Origin of the sequence: Bradyrhizobium sp. 147 (assembly GCF_023073935.1) — a bacterium.
Taxonomy (GTDB): Bacteria; Pseudomonadota; Alphaproteobacteria; order Rhizobiales; family Xanthobacteraceae; genus Bradyrhizobium.
In genome coordinates this window covers 1-15,870 of the sequence record NZ_JADPKL010000102.1, presented here as the reverse complement: position 1 = coordinate 15,870, position 15,870 = coordinate 1, and the positions used below count along the sequence as shown (strand labels likewise).

Annotated in this window: 14 protein-coding genes and 1 pseudogene; 5 read left to right on the top strand and 10 right to left on the bottom strand. The window is 55.7% G+C overall.

Features of this window, described 5'->3' with window-relative positions; translation table 11 throughout:
• Nucleotides 1-80 precede the first annotated feature (80 nt).
• The 4 genes from IVA87_RS26535 to IVA87_RS26520 all read right to left on the bottom strand — a co-directional run bounded on the left by IVA87_RS26535 (nucleotide 81) and on the right by IVA87_RS26520 (nucleotide 3,868).
• Entirely contained in the window at nucleotides 81-836 is a 756-nt protein-coding gene (locus tag IVA87_RS26535; protein WP_247335770.1) for a class I SAM-dependent methyltransferase, read from the bottom strand.
• 105 nt (nucleotides 837-941) lie between these two features.
• Nucleotides 942-1,910: a class I SAM-dependent methyltransferase gene (locus IVA87_RS26530; RefSeq protein ID WP_247335768.1), complete on the bottom strand. Its 969-nt coding sequence runs from the start codon at nucleotides 1,908-1,910 to the stop codon at nucleotides 942-944.
• Nucleotides 1,911-2,021: 111 nt separating this feature from the next.
• Nucleotides 2,022-3,077 carry a hypothetical protein gene (locus tag IVA87_RS26525; protein WP_247335763.1) on the bottom strand — a complete coding sequence of 352 codons (1,056 nt, stop codon included), beginning with the start codon at nucleotides 3,075-3,077 and terminating at the stop codon, nucleotides 2,022-2,024.
• Nucleotides 3,074-3,868, bottom strand: a complete 795-nt coding sequence (locus tag IVA87_RS26520) for a hypothetical protein (protein WP_247335760.1) — start codon at nucleotides 3,866-3,868, stop codon at nucleotides 3,074-3,076. The genes IVA87_RS26525 and IVA87_RS26520 overlap by 4 nt, the downstream gene beginning before the upstream one ends.
• A 284-nt stretch (nucleotides 3,869-4,152) precedes the next feature.
• On the opposite strand from IVA87_RS26520, the gene IVA87_RS26515 reads away from it, so the two are divergent.
• The gene (locus IVA87_RS26515; protein ID WP_247335758.1) at nucleotides 4,153-5,373 is read left to right on the top strand and encodes a hypothetical protein; all 1,221 of its coding nucleotides are present in this window, start codon (nucleotides 4,153-4,155) and stop codon (nucleotides 5,371-5,373) included.
• A gap of 32 nt (nucleotides 5,374-5,405) precedes the next feature.
• On the top strand, nucleotides 5,406-6,485 hold the full coding sequence (locus tag IVA87_RS26510; RefSeq protein WP_247335756.1) for a hypothetical protein: 1,080 nt from the start codon (nucleotides 5,406-5,408) through the stop codon (nucleotides 6,483-6,485).
• A gap of 16 nt (nucleotides 6,486-6,501) precedes the next feature.
• On the opposite strand, the gene IVA87_RS26505 is transcribed toward IVA87_RS26510, so the two are convergent.
• The 5 genes from IVA87_RS26505 to IVA87_RS26485 form a co-directional block, all read right to left on the bottom strand.
• Entirely contained in the window at nucleotides 6,502-7,626 is a 1,125-nt protein-coding gene (locus IVA87_RS26505; protein ID WP_247335754.1) for a glycosyltransferase family A protein, read from the bottom strand.
• Between the two features lie 28 nt (nucleotides 7,627-7,654).
• A complete protein-coding gene (locus IVA87_RS26500; protein WP_247335751.1) occupies nucleotides 7,655-8,812 on the bottom strand; it encodes a hypothetical protein in 1,158 nt (385 codons plus the stop codon).
• Nucleotides 8,813-8,854: 42 nt separating this feature from the next.
• The gene (locus IVA87_RS26495; protein ID WP_247335749.1) at nucleotides 8,855-10,333 is read right to left on the bottom strand and encodes a lipopolysaccharide biosynthesis protein; all 1,479 of its coding nucleotides are present in this window, start codon (nucleotides 10,331-10,333) and stop codon (nucleotides 8,855-8,857) included.
• Nucleotides 10,334-10,397: 64 nt separating this feature from the next.
• A complete protein-coding gene (locus IVA87_RS26490) occupies nucleotides 10,398-11,051 on the bottom strand; it encodes a PIG-L deacetylase family protein (protein WP_247335748.1) in 654 nt (217 codons plus the stop codon).
• The gene (locus tag IVA87_RS26485) at nucleotides 11,048-11,845 is read right to left on the bottom strand and encodes a glucose-1-phosphate cytidylyltransferase (protein ID WP_247335747.1); all 798 of its coding nucleotides are present in this window, start codon (nucleotides 11,843-11,845) and stop codon (nucleotides 11,048-11,050) included. Before IVA87_RS26485 ends, IVA87_RS26490 begins: the two co-directional genes overlap by 4 nt.
• 195 nt (nucleotides 11,846-12,040) lie before the next feature.
• On the opposite strand from IVA87_RS26485, the gene rfbC reads away from it, so the two are divergent.
• Both rfbC and IVA87_RS26475 read left to right on the top strand, forming a co-directional pair.
• A complete protein-coding gene (gene rfbC / locus IVA87_RS26480; protein ID WP_247335746.1) occupies nucleotides 12,041-12,661 on the top strand; it encodes a dTDP-4-dehydrorhamnose 3,5-epimerase in 621 nt (206 codons plus the stop codon).
• Nucleotides 12,662-12,718: 57 nt separating this feature from the next.
• On the top strand, nucleotides 12,719-14,062 hold the full coding sequence (locus tag IVA87_RS26475) for an NAD(P)-dependent oxidoreductase (RefSeq protein ID WP_247335745.1): 1,344 nt from the start codon (nucleotides 12,719-12,721) through the stop codon (nucleotides 14,060-14,062).
• A gap of 121 nt (nucleotides 14,063-14,183) precedes the next feature.
• Here the strand turns inward: IVA87_RS26475 and IVA87_RS26470 are convergent, their stop codons facing one another.
• Complete coding sequence (locus IVA87_RS26470) at nucleotides 14,184-15,302, bottom strand: acyltransferase (RefSeq protein WP_247335743.1); 1,119 nt, start codon at nucleotides 15,300-15,302, stop codon at nucleotides 14,184-14,186.
• A 204-nt stretch (nucleotides 15,303-15,506) separates the two neighbouring features.
• On the opposite strand from IVA87_RS26470, the pseudogene IVA87_RS26465 reads away from it, so the two are divergent.
• A pseudogene (locus tag IVA87_RS26465) lies at nucleotides 15,507-15,870 on the top strand (transposase); the annotation flags it as partial.

Genomic DNA, 15,870 nt, shown 5'->3' with positions numbered 1-15,870 from the left:
CACTCACCTGGCGCGGCCCATCAGGCCACATGCTGAGTTCTCCAGCAGTGTTTGGCAGCGAGCAAGTTCATCGGTTCGTCTCACTTGGCAGTCGTCCACTTAACCGGCCGTTGACGAACTTCGCCCTCAGTCGGTTCTCCAAGCATGATGTACTGCTTCGCCAAATGGTGTCGCAAGAGGCCCAACGAAAGACGATTGAGCGTCTTTGACTTATAGCCCTGCATTCCGGAAATCAGACCCTTGGAGACGTTCAGGCCCGCGGCGTTCATGAGCCCGATCGCCGTATCCTCGACAAAGAACCTGAGATGTGTGCGGTCCAGAATGCCCGCATCCTGATAGTCAAACTGGCGCTTGAACAGAAGCGGAATCGCAACACTGAGATGCGCGACATTTGGTACGGACACCACGACATGACCACCAGGCTCGAGCAGTCCTCGAACCTTCTGCAGAACAGTTCTCGAGTCGACAAGATGCTCGAGGATGTCGAGCAACAGTATGAGATCATATTTCTTGAGGCGAGGTAGGCATTCATCAATGCCGCCCAAGATCGCCACATCCGCATTGCGGGCCAGTTCCTCTGCGACCGCGTTATTTATCTCGACGCCTGTCGTCACTGCGGCGGGGTAGATCGTCCTGATCCAGCGCAACGTCTGCCCGGAGGCAGCCCCAATCTCGAGGATGTTGGTTGCGGTCTTCGGCAGCAGCGGCCGTATCTCGTGACGTACATGATGAAAGTAGCAGTTCATGTTTGCTTCTGGCGCCAAGGCGCGTTGCTTCTTCAGATCGCTCAGCAGAGGAGCACGGGGGCCTTCAACCGCATGTTCGAGACTCCGCATCTTCCAAACCCTTCCAGTTGCCGTGTTCATCCAAAGCGGCCCAACCTTCGCCCGGAGAACTCCGGCTGGTGGCCCAGTGCGTAACGCGTCTGCCTGCCCGGCCAATCAATGCAGTTGCGTTGCCCGTTCAGCCTGATTCATCTCGCTCCTTGAGGGCGGTTTCGGCAATGCCGCATCCGCTATCATTCTCGCAAAGTCGGCTAGGTCCACGGAATCCGGATCAATGACAACATGATCGGCCCGGTATTTGCGCCGGGCCTGAGACGATTTGAAGTGATACGAGAGGCTTCGAAAAAGGAATGGACTTATGAACTCATGAAGCATGCTCTTCCACCTCGGAATATTCCGTCTATCCCAGGCGGCCCAGCTTCCGGTAGCGAAGCTCGTCCACGTCGCATCGTAGTCTGACTGTTGCACGCGCAAGTCGGAAACGCTGCGGACCTTTCTCGAGAATACCATCATCACCGTCTGCTCTTCAAAGGGGATCTGATTCCTGCGGTTGAGCGCCACTGGCGGCTTAATGAGATGCCACTTCATCGGGCGGGATGGCTTGATCAGGAAGACAGCGGTATCTTCGAAGCCATTTCGTTTACTGAAAAGACTGTAGAAGAATTCGGGCGAGTACTGGTAAAGGCCGTGCGCAGGAAAGCCGTTTGCATTCGTCGCTATGAGGACGTGTCCGCCCGGCCTGACCAAGCTCACTATGTTGTCGACCGCCTGCGCGACATCAAAGATGTGTTCGATCGACCCGAAGTCGAGGAACGTATCGAACTTTTCGTGCATATCGCTCGGTATCGGAAGATTGAAATCATGTATAACCGATGCACCTTCAAAAGCTGAGGCGTCGATCGAGACGATGTTTTTGGCACCAAGCTTGCGAAGGAGGGGCTCGCAGTAGAGCCCAACTGCAATTGACTGATCGTACGCGAGGTTTGAACTCTTCTGAACCGCATGAAATTCCTGCTTCCAGAAATGAATCTCATGTCTTCCGAGAGTGACCGTATTCCGAAAATCGAATCCATAGACTCGGTTTGCGAAGCTGAGCGCACGGAGGCCCGTCAGATCGATGCCCACAACTCTCTCCCTCTGGACGCCGGACCATGACGTGGCCCCTCTTGCGAGGTCACGTCGTTATCGCGGCCCACTGCCAATTCTCAATCTCCAAATCGGTGCATTCGGCCGACATCATCGTGCCGGACTCCAAGCTTTGATAAAGCCGGACCGAGCATAGTAGACGCGTCTACGTGCGCCTCGAACCATTCGGAGACCTTCACGCGCAAGCGCGGATGGAATCGAAGATGGCACGGCGACCGGACCCTGAGGCTCGAGCCATTCACGGATTTGTGGATGTCCGGGTACGAGCGTCTCGAGAAGCTTGTTCCAGAGCTTCGGCTCCATGGAATCGTGAAAGTGAAGTACACTTACTCCCGTTATCTTTGCCCCGTCATAGTTTCTCGGCAGATAGCTACACAGGGGGAAGTTGCTTGAATCCGGGAGTGGCTGCCAAGCCAGCCCAAGCCGAATCACCGTCAAACCCAGCACGACTTGATCCATGAAGTGCACTTGCGAGTGTGTTCTAGCCACTTGCTGATCAAGAAACGTCTTGAAGTCGGCGAGAAATTCTCTGCCGAACCGCGTGCTGCGCCGATATACATAGAGGCCCGCATTCCAGTAGAACCTAATCCGGTGTCCATCGCCCGTCTGGAGCCATGGAAGATCGTCAGCAACTCTTCCGATGAGTGCAGCGGAGCGTTCCCAGAACGGATCATTTGGATCGGTTACCCCCCTTGACCCGATCACCCCGGCATCCGGAGCGCTCGCAAGGAAATCTACCCCAGGGGGAAGTTCAAGGCCGTTGGGCTCGCGCAAGAACAGGATATCACTGTCGATCCACGCAATCGCCTCTGTCGTGACCCTGCTCTCAACGGCGGCAATCGCCTCCGCCTTGTTCATATAATGGTGCCAGACATACGGATTATCGGGAAAGACGCGCAGATGCTTAATCCCAAGCTCCTCCATTCGGCGATGCGTCTCTCGCGTGAGAGCCGGAGTAAACCGAGGCGTGACGGCAATAACTTCCAGGTTTGCAAACCGGCCGCCAAAGCGCCGAAGGCTCTCCACCATGCGCAGCGTAAGTGGCTCCAGCATCCCTGACTCGATGCAGACCACAATCGTCATCGAAGGCTGCTTGCCAGCAGCATTGTCCCGCTTCTGCACGGCACCGGTCAGGCAATCGGTCAAATGGCATCCTCACTTGCTTGTGCAAATCCAAGCTCCCTCGCTTTCGCTTCAGGACACTCGAACTTGGGGTTTAGCGTGGGCGCGCTCAGTATGGCCCTGTACCTCAGCCGAAGACGACGAAGCAGCAGCGGTAGGGGATTCCGGCTCAACTGAACGATCACCGTCGGCCAAGGAAGTTGCGCCCTCCACTTCCGAATCATGAAGCGGTAGGCAGTCAGGTAGGAGTGGTCGAGACGAAGAGTTGCCTTGCTATTGTGGATAATCGGCAGGTCGATCACGTAGGACTTCATGCCGGCCCTCTTTGCCTCCAGCACGATGTCCGTTCCGTACAGGTGAAAGGAGGGCAGGCTCGGATCGAACAGCGTGCCCGCTGCTCGGCGCACGATCAAAACGACCTCATCGAGACTCGCAGCAGGGCGGGGTCGATCAAATCGCCCGCCGCAGACGGTGCCCAGGCCGGAATCCCACAAATGCCCAACGAATTCTCCGTCGGGCGTCATGCCGCAGATACCGGCGACAGCCCACGACGGGTCAATCGAATTCAACCTCTCGCAAGCTGCCCGCAGTGCCGTAAACCAGCCCTCGGGAAAATAGACGTCCTGATGGGCGAATACGACGATATCCGACTTGGCCCCCGCGATTGCCTGGTGATATGCCGCTGACGCAGCCGTGGCCCCCCAGAGAACGGAAACCTTAATACGGCTGTCCGCAAGTTCTGGAGATCGTTTCAGATTTCGAGCAAGTGTCGCTTGCTCGTTGGCGACGCAATAGACCTCTATCGAGCAGGTCATTTCCCACCTTTGGCCGCGTGGCCAGCTGAATTAAATATACTAACCCAGATATTTATTATCAACATTTATTTGGCAACCGACATTAAATAATATATCTTTATTTCGATGCTAGGATAATGTTTTCGGATCGAGAAGGGCTCATGTCGTCTTACGGCCTCAATGGATCCGGCCTGGTGGAGAGTGGACCGCCACTCCAGGCCGGTGCGCTTGGACGGAGAACCGCGACAGGTTCGAATGGATGGGTGGCATGGCTGCTATTGCTCGGGTGCGCCATGCCCTCGTACATGACGATGTACGTGGGGGGTGCCAAGTTCATTCCAGCGCGGATTGTAATCACCTTGCTGCTGGTTCCTGCCCTGGCCGAGTTGTTTCAAAGAGGGCGACGGCTATGCGCATCGGATTTCTTCGTATGCGCTGCGTCAGCTTGGATGTTTGCGGCGGTACTGCAAACGGATCAAGGGTCGTCTTCCGCGGCCGCTCTCGTCCTCGAATTTTCCGGTGGCTACATCGTAGCCCGCGCTTACTTTTTTGGGCGCCGGGGATTGGAGACTTTTGTCCGAGTCCTGAAGCCTGTTACCGCAGCCATCGTTGCTGTTGCGGTACTGGAGCATCTCACCCGGCACAATGTCGTCGCGGCCCTTATGGGCTTGCAGAGCACGGGCTATGAATATCGTTACGGCTTGCTGCGAGCGACCTCAACGTTTCCTCACGCGATCCTATTCGGCTCGTTCTGCGCCGTTGCCGGCGCCATTTTTCTGTACTCGGAACGCAGCTTCCTTGCTCGAACTTTGTATTGCGGGCTTTGCCTTTTTGGATGTGTCCTATCAATGTCTTCGGCACCGCTGATGGCATTCGGGATTGTACTATCCGTCTATTGTTACGATCAGATGCTGCTGGGGCACCGCTGGAGGTGGCACGCCTTGGTGGCAAGCCTTTTCATGTTCCTTGGAGTCGTATTTCTGGTCGCCAACAAGCCAGTCTCTTGGATCGTCGCAAATCTGACGCTCGACCCAGCTACCGGATATTTCCGCGTCGCGACTTGGGAAAGCGCCGGCTACTATATCGATCTCTCTCCTTATGTGGGGTACGGATTTGGCTCGTACGCCTCCCCCGATGATTTCTTTGGCAACGCCTCAGTCGACAGCGTTTGGCTGACCTTGGCGCTCCGGTTTGGTATTCCATTGGTCATATTTATTCTGCTAGCGAATATTGCAGCATTCTTTCCGTCCAGGCGGACCGCCAGCATTCGGCACGACTACGATGCTTACATGAGCAATATGCGTACGGCGTTCACATTGGGCCTCGCAATGTTCATGTTCGTGGGATTGACAGTGCATTATTGGAACAACAGTTGGATCCTCTGGGGAATATGGATCGGCATCCGCGCATCGCTGAAGGAGGAGTCCGTCGCAGCAGCCGAGAGCCCCGTACTCGATCGAAGGATGGCTAGCGATCGTGACCTCACCGTCGGGCATGCAACTCGGGGATTCTATGCGTCCAGGTAACGAACCGCGCCGGCAAGGCTCCTGCTTCCAACATGACAGCCCGCTACATTAAATCTCTTCTCGCGTTCACGCTGCCTTGGTCGATAGTCGCTAGCCAGGCGCAGAACGTTCCGTCCGGAGATACCCGCCCGCCGGAGCGCGCCGCGATCGACAAATCCGCCCTCGATGACGGCTCCTCACACGCGCCCACTTGTACAATTCAGTATCCATCTCTCCTGACCAAGTACAGGTTCCGTCCGCCGTGGAGCGTAGCGGGTGTGGACTATTGCGTTGGCTATTCGACGAATACTCCCATCAAGGATCCGGTAACGATCTCGATGGCCGGCGTATCGCTCGACATGGCTCAGAAGAGCATCATGGTGGCAGGCGACAACGTTACGCTCGACGGTTATGATTTCGGCGGCTGGTCGGTCGTGACTACGGCAGCGAACACCAGCCTGATCAACTCGAAATTCAATGGTTTGAATCCAGGCGGTCCGCAGAATAGTGTCATCAGCGGTACACCGTCCTCCTCCAATCTGCGCATCATCAATTGCATCATTGACGGTCTGAGCGGGGGCGGACGTGCAGAATTCCTGATCGAAATGGAAGGGCCCGGCCTCACGATCGAATACTCGTGGCTGAAGAATTCTAACTCCGACCTAATTGGCCGCCATGGCCGAGACGGCGGCAATATCATCATTCGCTACAATGTGCTAGAACAGGCCGGAATGCGCGGCCCAGGGACCCACGGCGACTATCTGCAGGTTTACGGTCCGACCGTGGAAGCCACCCGGATCCTTTACAACACCGCGGTCCAGAATGGCGGCAGTACTCAAGGGTTCATTGCCGATAATACAAATTCAGGCGAGTTTGGCTGCAATACCCTGATCGGCAGCGTTACCTACTGGATGTCCGTATCCGGTCCGGGGACCGACGCCGCCAATCTGTCCGGCATATTCTACACGCACGACAACTATTTTGATGTGACAAAAGCCTTCGGCTTTAACTATCCGGCAGCCGGGCCGAACGACCGCTACTCAAAGACCGTTTTCACAAACAACGTAAACATGGTAACCGGGCGGGTCGTCCAGGACTCCACCAGCCCGAAGCCGAAACCGTCACGTCCGTGACTTCCCGCATCGCTGGCTACGCTTTCAGGGTGAGCTTCCTTTTGAGGCGGCGGAGCCCGCCAATAATCGGTGCAGGAAGAAGCAGCCAGCAGATCAGCCCCGTAGCGGCGAACGTATCTTGTGCCCGCAAGGCTACTAGGTGGCTCCCCCATTGCCTCAACACTGGAAGTAGTTCTCGAAACCGAGCGCCCCGTTTGCGATACGAGGTAATGATCCCGATGGTCTCGCGGGCCAGGAAATGTCTGGCTCGCTGTTGCAACCGATGGCGCCTTCGTTCATTCCCGATTCTGTGCTCGGCGGTGACCGTTATAAGATCTACCAGCTTCTTGAGATCGTCTAGGTGGCTCTCGAGCGCAAGACGAGAAGTCTGCGTCGCGTCGTGAAGGGAATAGGCGCCACAGCTTTCATTGATAAAGCCTGCCTTGCCTTCCAACAATAGGGGGAGATGTCTTGCGAGATCACTCGCGAACGGCCATCCTGCCGGGAATCCTCCCCAGGCTCGAAGTCTCTCGGTACGAATTATTGTGGTGCACCCCTGCACCATGATGCGCCGTTGCAGATATTCATCGAGGACATCCACGCCGTCCCAGATTCCAGTTCTCAGACTTCGACTAGCCTGTGGTGGCAAGGTGCGCCCCGACGCGACGATCCGGGCCTCACCCAATGCCATCACGATCGGCACTTCGGGCTCTCTTCGGATCAGCGAAATGCATCGCTCCAACAGCCAGGGCGCTACTCTGTCGTCGTCTGGAACAAATACGATATAGTCCCCCCTCGCCTGTGCCAGGCAAGCATTCCAGTTTGGGATCGCGCCGATGTTCTTCGGCTGGCGGACGCAGCGTAGCCTTTCGTCCTTGAATTGTCTCAGAACCAGGGCAGTTTCATCGGTCGACGCATTGTCCGACACGAGCACTTCGAAACGTGGATACGATTGGCTCAGCGCCAGGCGAACGCAGTCCTGCAACCACGTAGCTCGATTGAACGTAGGAATGGCAATGGTCACCAGTGGGTCGGTCCGTCGTGAGGCGGGATCCGATGCCGCCATGAAGTCTTCAACTCCCGGCTGCGGCAGACTGACAGGACGGTCTGAATTCTCGATCTCGCTTGAGGCTCGCATGGCGAACTCGAAAACCTGTGTCATTCCACCGGTCGCGATTGGAGACGACGGATCAATGTTCCATCGCCCTTATTTTTCCGGCATCCGAGGGCGCATGGGGCCCATCAACTAGCTCCAATGGCGATCTCTCCTTTAAACGACCATCAGCCGCGAGTCCCTTCTCGTGCGTTGTGTCGGTAACCCTTTCAAGCCACACTTCACGCCACCACGAATAGATGCTCCTCGGGCAGAACATTTTACAATTGCTGTATCGAGATCTGCACCAAACGTCCTCCAAGATCACCGCCGGCGTCTTGAGAGACCTCATCTTTCCGGTCTTCTCATCGATGAATCTCGTTATCCGTGTCTTGACCCTATAGACACCGCCGCAATATGGAACCAGCTCTGCATCGAAAGCCATGCCTCTATTTATGTTTTCGGCGTCGACGGTCGCAAGAATGTCCTTGTAGGACTTCACTCTCACCAATTCACCAGGCTGGAGGTTTAAGGCGACAGTCGGCGTGTCATGCCGATGAGGTATTTTTCCCTTCCACCTCGGAAACGGAATACCGCCCCGCAGCTCCTGGAAAAAATCGTAAGCCAAGCGGGAAACGTGACCCAGTCGCGCCCTCTTGGCCAGTGCAAGATGCCAATAGGCCAGGTATACGAATCCGCTTGCGATCCGCCCTAAGCTGGCGTTCCTCGAGGTGTAATCCTCCACGTATTGCCTGACGTCCCACCATCGAGCCAACGTCGTAAAGCGGGGCAATTCCGTTGCCTGACAAGAGTAGCGGATTTCTGCATCCGCGGCGCTATTGCCGATACGCGTCCCCCGAAGGACGTTTTCCTCTGTACATTGGCTTTCAGCGGATTGTCCGACGCATTCGCTCCGCTGATCTGGTGAACTCACCACAGCGTTTGCGCGTTCGTTGATGGGCCTGAGCCAAGCCTCCTTCCAGAAAATGAGGCATGCAGCTTGGCAGCCACCATACGCCTCGCCGTCACATCGCAGTTCAAGATGGATACCATTCGGCAGCCATCTGCCACCCGTGTTTGTGACGGTGTCACAAGTCTTGTGGGAGCGCTTGTAGACCTTAAACCGCTTACCACAATACTTGAACATTTGCGGCATGAACGGCAGCCCCTCGAAGCGGCCACTGCTGTCGAGCGTGCTAAGGATCTCCTCCTTGGTCCGCACTTCTACCCAGTCGCCCGCTCGCAGCTTAGTCATCTTGCCCTCCAAATCCGGTGGCCGGTCGTCCAATCTCCGAACCTAGCCCGCTTGTTTTTCATGAGTTCTCATGGACAGTGCGCCCTGCAGTTCCTTGAACAGGTCGAAGTAGACTGTCTTCTGCCCCATAAGAAACAGCAGCATCCAGAGATAGATTGCCGCGATAATACAGCCTCCAAGAAGGAGCCTCAAGAAATGCAACTCTGAATCACCGAGACAGAGTTGGACTACAAGAGCTACTGCTGCCGCCGCCACACCTGCGATCAACGGCCGGCCTGCTGCGAAAAGTAGATCTCGCGGAGAAATCAACGTTCCGTGCAAACACCAGAAAATGTGCGGGATGAGCCACAATACCATCGCGGCGGAATAGGCGAATGCGACCCCCGTCGGACCGTAGGGCAATCCTATGAGGTAGGCCGCAATGACCAGCGGGGCGATCACTAAGGCTATCTTCAGACTTCGTACTTGTAGGCCTGCCGAATACAACAACCAAGCAAGGGGATTGATAATGCCGAATACTAAAATCGTCGGCGTCAACAGGCGGAAGATGATTACGGTATCTCTCCACTTCGGCCCAAGTACGATCTCGACGATGTCATCCACGAAGACCGCGCAGAAGACCGTGATGGGTAGCGTCATCGACAGGACGATCGTATAGCCCTTCAGGAAGTAGTTCCTCAGTCGAGGTAAATCTTTCTGAATCCGCGACAATCCCGAAAACGCAACGCCTCCAATTGCTGCGTTAAGCTCTGCCGTCGGCAGGTTGACCAGCCGATATCCCCGTTCATAGATCCCAAGAGCATCGGCTCCCCAGTATCGGCCAAGGAGCAACTTCTCGAAGTTGTAAGCAACGTACACCACAAGAGAATTCAGGGTAACTATCCCGCCAAAGCTCAACATCCCGCGGACTCCGACAGTCCGGCGCGGTGGGCCGGGAATCCACGCCGCGGCCACCCATACGCACACGGTATAGACCACGGTCGAAATCAATGTCATTCCTAGGATGGCCCAATATCCCAAGCCGCCAACGGCCATAGCGACTCCGGCAGCAAAGCTCACCACCTGTGAGAGCACTTCAATAACTGTCAACGTTGTGTACCGCAGTTGACGCTGAAGTAGTGCCGAATGTTGCACCGCTACGGCGCTCAGAAGAAATCCCAAGCCTGCCACGATAGTCAGCCAGAACAGACGAGGCTCATGGTAAAATTCCACGAGAGCAGGCGCAGTCGCCGCGCAGAGGAGCGCAAGCACTATTCCGATCCCTAGATTGACCCAGAATAACGTCGACATCTGCTCGTTGGTCACTGTGTCTTGCTGGACTGTGGCCGAGGACAAACCTGCCGTTGTGAAGAGTTGAAGAATCCCGGTGACGACGGTTGTCATCGCGACCAATCCGAAATCCTGCGGATCAAGCAAGCGCGCGAGGGCGGCCATGACACTAAGTCGAAGAGCGAAATTCGCCGCCTGGCCGCCAAGCCGGACCACGCTGCCGCGAATTATCATCCCCTTGAGATTGTCCATTCCAATTCCTGTAGAAGAGAGTTCGGCAACGGCTCGCTTTTGGGCACGCTTCACCAACGCCCTGTCACGACAGTGCGAGTTTGTTCGCTACAAATGCTTCAGCGTACCTATCCGGCGCGCGGCATTCCATGCCCCGCAGCCGCGCTAAGCCCCGGAACACCTCCGGATCGAACCATTGTTTGGAACGCTGGCTGCCAAAGTGCGACATCAGCAGGTCGATTTTTCGTTGCAACGCTCCCGCTGAAACGGGCGCATACACATTCGGTCGACCGATGTCTCCATCCCATTTGGGAATCTCATACTCGAGAATGGAATGATCTCTGAATGTATTCCACGTTAAACGCGACACCTGACGATGATCCTGATGGGCGTCGTCTCCGCGGTGCGTAAGGATCAGATCCGGCTCAACGCGTCGTTTCAACGCCTCGAACCACTTCTTGATCTCGTCACCCTGCTCTGGAAAGAAGCCGTCTCGAAAGGACATTGCTTCAATTTGAGAACGGGCTGCGTCGGACACGAATTCAGCCGCAGACGCCCTCGCCTCACTCTCACGTTCACCTGGCGCGCTAAGTACACACCAATGCACGTCAAGCCGAACGCCACGCGCCGTCAAATTCAGAATCGTCGCACCGGCCCCTATTTCGATGTCATCCGAGTGCGCACCGAGACAAAGGATCGAGAGACGCTCTCCGGGCGCGGCAAGCTGAAACCCCTTCATGAAGCAGCCTGCGTGCGCACTTCCGGAACAACCTTCCAGGGCATTTCGCCCCGCTCAATCATCTCCTCGAGAACCTGCCGGTCTCGCAGCGTATCCATCGCGCGCCAGAAACCTTCGTACTTGTAGGCCATGAGTTTTCCGGCCTCGATCAGGCGATTGAATGGTTCGAGCACAAGCTCCTCGCCCTCGCGTATGTAGTCGAAGATCTCTCTCCGGAAGATGAAGTAGCCCCCATTGATCCAGATCTCGGCCTGCTGACTGGAGCGGAAACGCTTGACGGTGTCTCCGCCGTTGAATTCAGCAAGGTGGAAATTGAACGGGGGATGCACGGCAACAAAGCATCCAACCATTCCACTCTTCTTGAACCGCTCGACTATTTCGGGCAACGGCGCGTCGGTCAGGCCATCGCTGTAGTTTGCGAGAAAGACCTCCTCGTTCTCTACGAGGGAGCGCACCGCCATCAAGCGCTGACCGATATTTCGCCAAATGCCGGTGTCAACTAACGAAACCTGCCAATCCGGTGGCTGCTCGCCGATGACCTCAACCTTCCTGCCGAAGTTGGAAACAACGCAATCGCTGTGGGCCCAGCGATCCGAGTTCAGGAAGTACTCCTTGATCACATTGGCTTTATAACCCAGGCACAATATGAAATCGCGGTGACCATATTGGCTGTAGTATTGCATAACATGCCACAGCATCGGGTGTTGGCCGACGGGCACCATGGGCTTCGGAATGCTTTCAGAATATTCTCGGATACGGGTCCCGAGCCCCCCACAGAACAGCACAACTTTCATGGCTAGCGCTTCCCAGTTTTTGCCGGCCGTTTCGGTCGCCACAGATCGCTAAGAGCGGGTCCTACAGGCCTCGATTTAAATAAAATAAAATCCACTATTGAATGTCGCATTTTATATAACAGACCGAATTAATCAATATTTTTTGAAAACTATTTTGAGATTCCGTTCTTAAGCATTATCATCGTTGGCATTTCGATGCATTTGAATGCCGGCGCGGGCAGTTACGGAGGAATTGGGGTGATTATAACCGAAACCGAACTTAAAGGAGCCTACATTATCGATATTGAACGCCGCGAAGATTCCCGCGGCTTTTTTGGGCGAGCCTTTTGCCAGAGGGAGTTTAGGACCCTCGGCCTCAATCCGGTCATCGCGCAGGCCAATATCGCGTCAAATACCCGGCGGGGAACCTTGCGCGGTATGCACTTTCAGTTTCCGCCGGCATCGGAAACGAAACTGGTTCGTTGCACACGTGGCGCCATCCTCGACATTATAGTCGACCTGCGCCCTGAAAGCCCGACCTACCTGCAACATGTCGCCGTCGAACTGAACGAGAGCAGCCATCGGTCGCTCTATGTGCCGGAACGTTTTGCTCACGGTTATCAGACTCTCGTCGACAACACCGATACCAGTTACCAGGTGGGACAGTTCTATACCCCCGAGGCGGAGAGCGGGCTGATGTATAACGATCCTCGGCTCGGACTGACGTGGCCGCTTCCGGTTTCCGTGATCTCGGAGAAGGATCAGAACTTTCGGTTGCTTAACGAGGTCGAATCCGAACTGAAAGAGCGGATGGAACTCGCCGGCGTCGCGGGTTGACGCCGAAAGCACGTTGCTCGCGGCGCTTACCGATCCCTCCAGTTGAAAGAATCTACGATGATACTCATCGACCACGCCCTAAATGCCCGTCATGCGGCGGGAAAGCCAATCCGCGTCGGCCTCCTCGGCGCAGGCTTCATGGTTCAGGGGATTACCAATCAGATAAACAACAGTGTTCCTGGAATGCGGGTGGTTGCCATATACAGCCGAAAGCCACAGCGTGGCCGTGACGTATTCAACTATTCCGGCCTAGCCGACGTGGTTTACGCGGACAGCCAAGGGCAGCTGGACAGAGCCATTGCCGCTGGCGTTCCGGCGGTCACCGAGGACGCGTTCCTCCTCGCCAGATCGGACCTGGTCGACGTGATCGTCGACGTAACCGGATCGGTTGAATTCGGCGCCCACGTCGCGCTGGAAGCCTTCAAACACCAGAAAACCGTCGTGCTCATGAACGCGGAGATTGACGCGACTATCGGACCGATCTTGCAGGTCTATGCAAAGAGGTACGGCGGCTCCTTGTCTGCGTGCGATGGCGACGAACCGGGGGTGCAGATGAACCTGGTTCGATGGGTAAAGGGGCTCGGCTTGATCCCACGCGTTGTCGGCAACATCAAGGGACTTCAGGACCCGTATCGCAACCCCACCACACAGAAGGGATTTGCCGAGCAATGGGGCCAGAACCCAGCCATGGTCACCAGCTTCGCCGACGGGTCCAAGATCAGCTTCGAGCAAACGATCGTGGCCAATGCTACTGGCTTCAGGGTCAGATCACGTGGCATGTCGCGCGGGCTGGAATATCGCGGCGACGTCATGAAGATCGGCACACTCTATGACATAGACGAGGTCCGCGCCCTCGGCGGAATCATCGATTATCTCGTCGGCACACCTCTGACCAAGGTCTACGTGCTAGCCGAGCACACCGATCCAAAGCAGCAGAAGTATTTGAGCTTGTACAAAATGGGTGACGGGCCCTTGTACGCATTCTTCACACCATATCACCTCGTTCATTTCGAAGTACCGAACTCGATTGCCCGTGCGTTTCTTTTCAAAGATTTGGTCGCCCCTCCCATCGCGGGGCCTATTGTCGAGGTCTGTGCCGTCGCCAAGCGTGATTTGGCGGCGGGCGAGGTCCTCGACGGCTATGGGATGTACATGACCTATGGCGAAGCCGTGAACTCCGAGGAAATGAGCCAAATGCAATACCTTCCCGAAGGTCTTGTCGAGGGTTGCAAGTTGCGGCACGCAGTCAAAAGGGATGCAGTCCTGACCTATGCGGATGTTGATCTGCCGCCCGGTCGCCTGGGCGACAAGTTGCGTGCAGAACAATACAAACACTTCAATGGACACACTTGGCTTGAGAAACGGATTGCCCCGGATGCTTCATTCGCTCTCACGGCGTGAAAGGGCTGGATGATGACCAGGTTTGCCGAGCCATGTCACGCAGGCTTGCGTACGCGTCGCAAGGGCTCCGCGCGCCCGCCTTACTCGTTGATCCTGAGCGAGCGAATCTTCGCATGAACATTCATTGGGAAGCCACACCTGACGCGATCGTCGGCTGCATCCAAGCCGCGGCGCGTTTTCCCATCTTGATCCCCGGCAGTTCAATGTATCGATATGTGAATTCTGAAACCATTATCGTCGCGGGTATGCTCAGGCACGAAAGCAGCAATATCCCAGGAGCAACCCCAGAGTAGCTGAAGACGAACCAAACGATCGCTGAAATGACAGGGTAGTGACACAGAAATATCGAGTAGGAGCGCGAACCAAAATACTGCGCCGCGGGATTCGTGAGCGCCCAGGAGTATATATTGGCAGCAAGTCCCGGCCGCTCATGGCACTTCTGCGGAAGACCAAAAAATACAATAAACCAGATCAGGAACGGTCGCAGTTCACTGCGCAACGGAAAAAGGACGATTGCCAAAGCCACTGCCGGGACCAGCCAATTATGACCTTCCACATACGGGTAGGTCAATCGGCTCACAATTCCCACCACGAAGTAGCTCGCTGCGAGCGGCAGCGCTCCGGGCTGAACAGTGCCGACGAAGCTCTTGAACCAAAATTCACAAACTGCAACTGTAATCGCGAGTACCGGGATGAATATTTCATTTCGGATGATGCAGATGATCAGCGGTGCAACAAGATAGAATTGGAATTCCAGCGAAATGCTCCAGGCTGGCATGTTGAATGCGTACTCCGAGTACGGCAACGCTGCATTGGAAACGGCACCGTGCAGCATCGTGACATGCGCGAGAAGGTGTGACCAGAAGTACTTATGATTGCTTGCGGCGACACCATTCACAACCTTTGCGAATTCGGAATCGTTAAAGCCAGGAGAGGCTAACGAAATGGCAAGCAGATCGTTCGTAAAGAAGCCAACAATGCAGGTGGCGGCGAACAACGGAAACAATCGTGCGAAACGCTGGACGAGATAGACAGGATATGCCTCCGATTTTTCAACAACGACGTGCGTGATCACGAAGCCGCTGACTATAAGGAAAACGAGGACAGCGGGTAGGCCTAGTGATCTGAACTGTGCCGCCAACGTTCCCGCATTGAAGCCCGAACAGTATGCGAGGTGCGCCAAGACCACGGTCCACGCCAACCAGCCTCGCAATCCCTCGATTGCCTGAAATCTCTTCAACGGTGCTCGCCTTCTCTATCGCGGCTGTCTCTAGCAGCGGTTCGGAAGATGTTATTCTCGTTTGTCGGATGTATGTTTTCCCAGGCTATGATCTAAATAACGTGACTGACATCGCGACACCTTCCCAAATGTCAGGTCGCTTGACCTTGCCCCCTGGACTTAATCCAGATTGAAGTTCGCTCTGGCCCATATGAGGACCAGAGCATGAAGCGCAGCCGCTTTACGGAAGAGCAGATCATCGGGATTTTGAAGGAGCACGAGGCTGGCGTGTCGGTTGTCGATCTGTGCCGGAAGCACGGCGTCAGCGATGCCAGCATCTACAAATGGAAAGCCAAGTTTGGCGGGATGGAGGTCTCGGAGGCCAAGCGGCTGAGGACGCTGGAGGATGAGAACACGCGGCTGAAGCGGCTTTTGGCCGACGCCATGCTGGACAATGCGGCGTTAAAGGACCTCCTGGGAAAGAAGTGGTGACGCCCACGGGATGAGCGAACGGCGGGCGTGTAAAGCCATCGGCTGTTGCCGCATGACCATCAGATATCGGACGACCCGGGCGGACGACGCGGCCCTA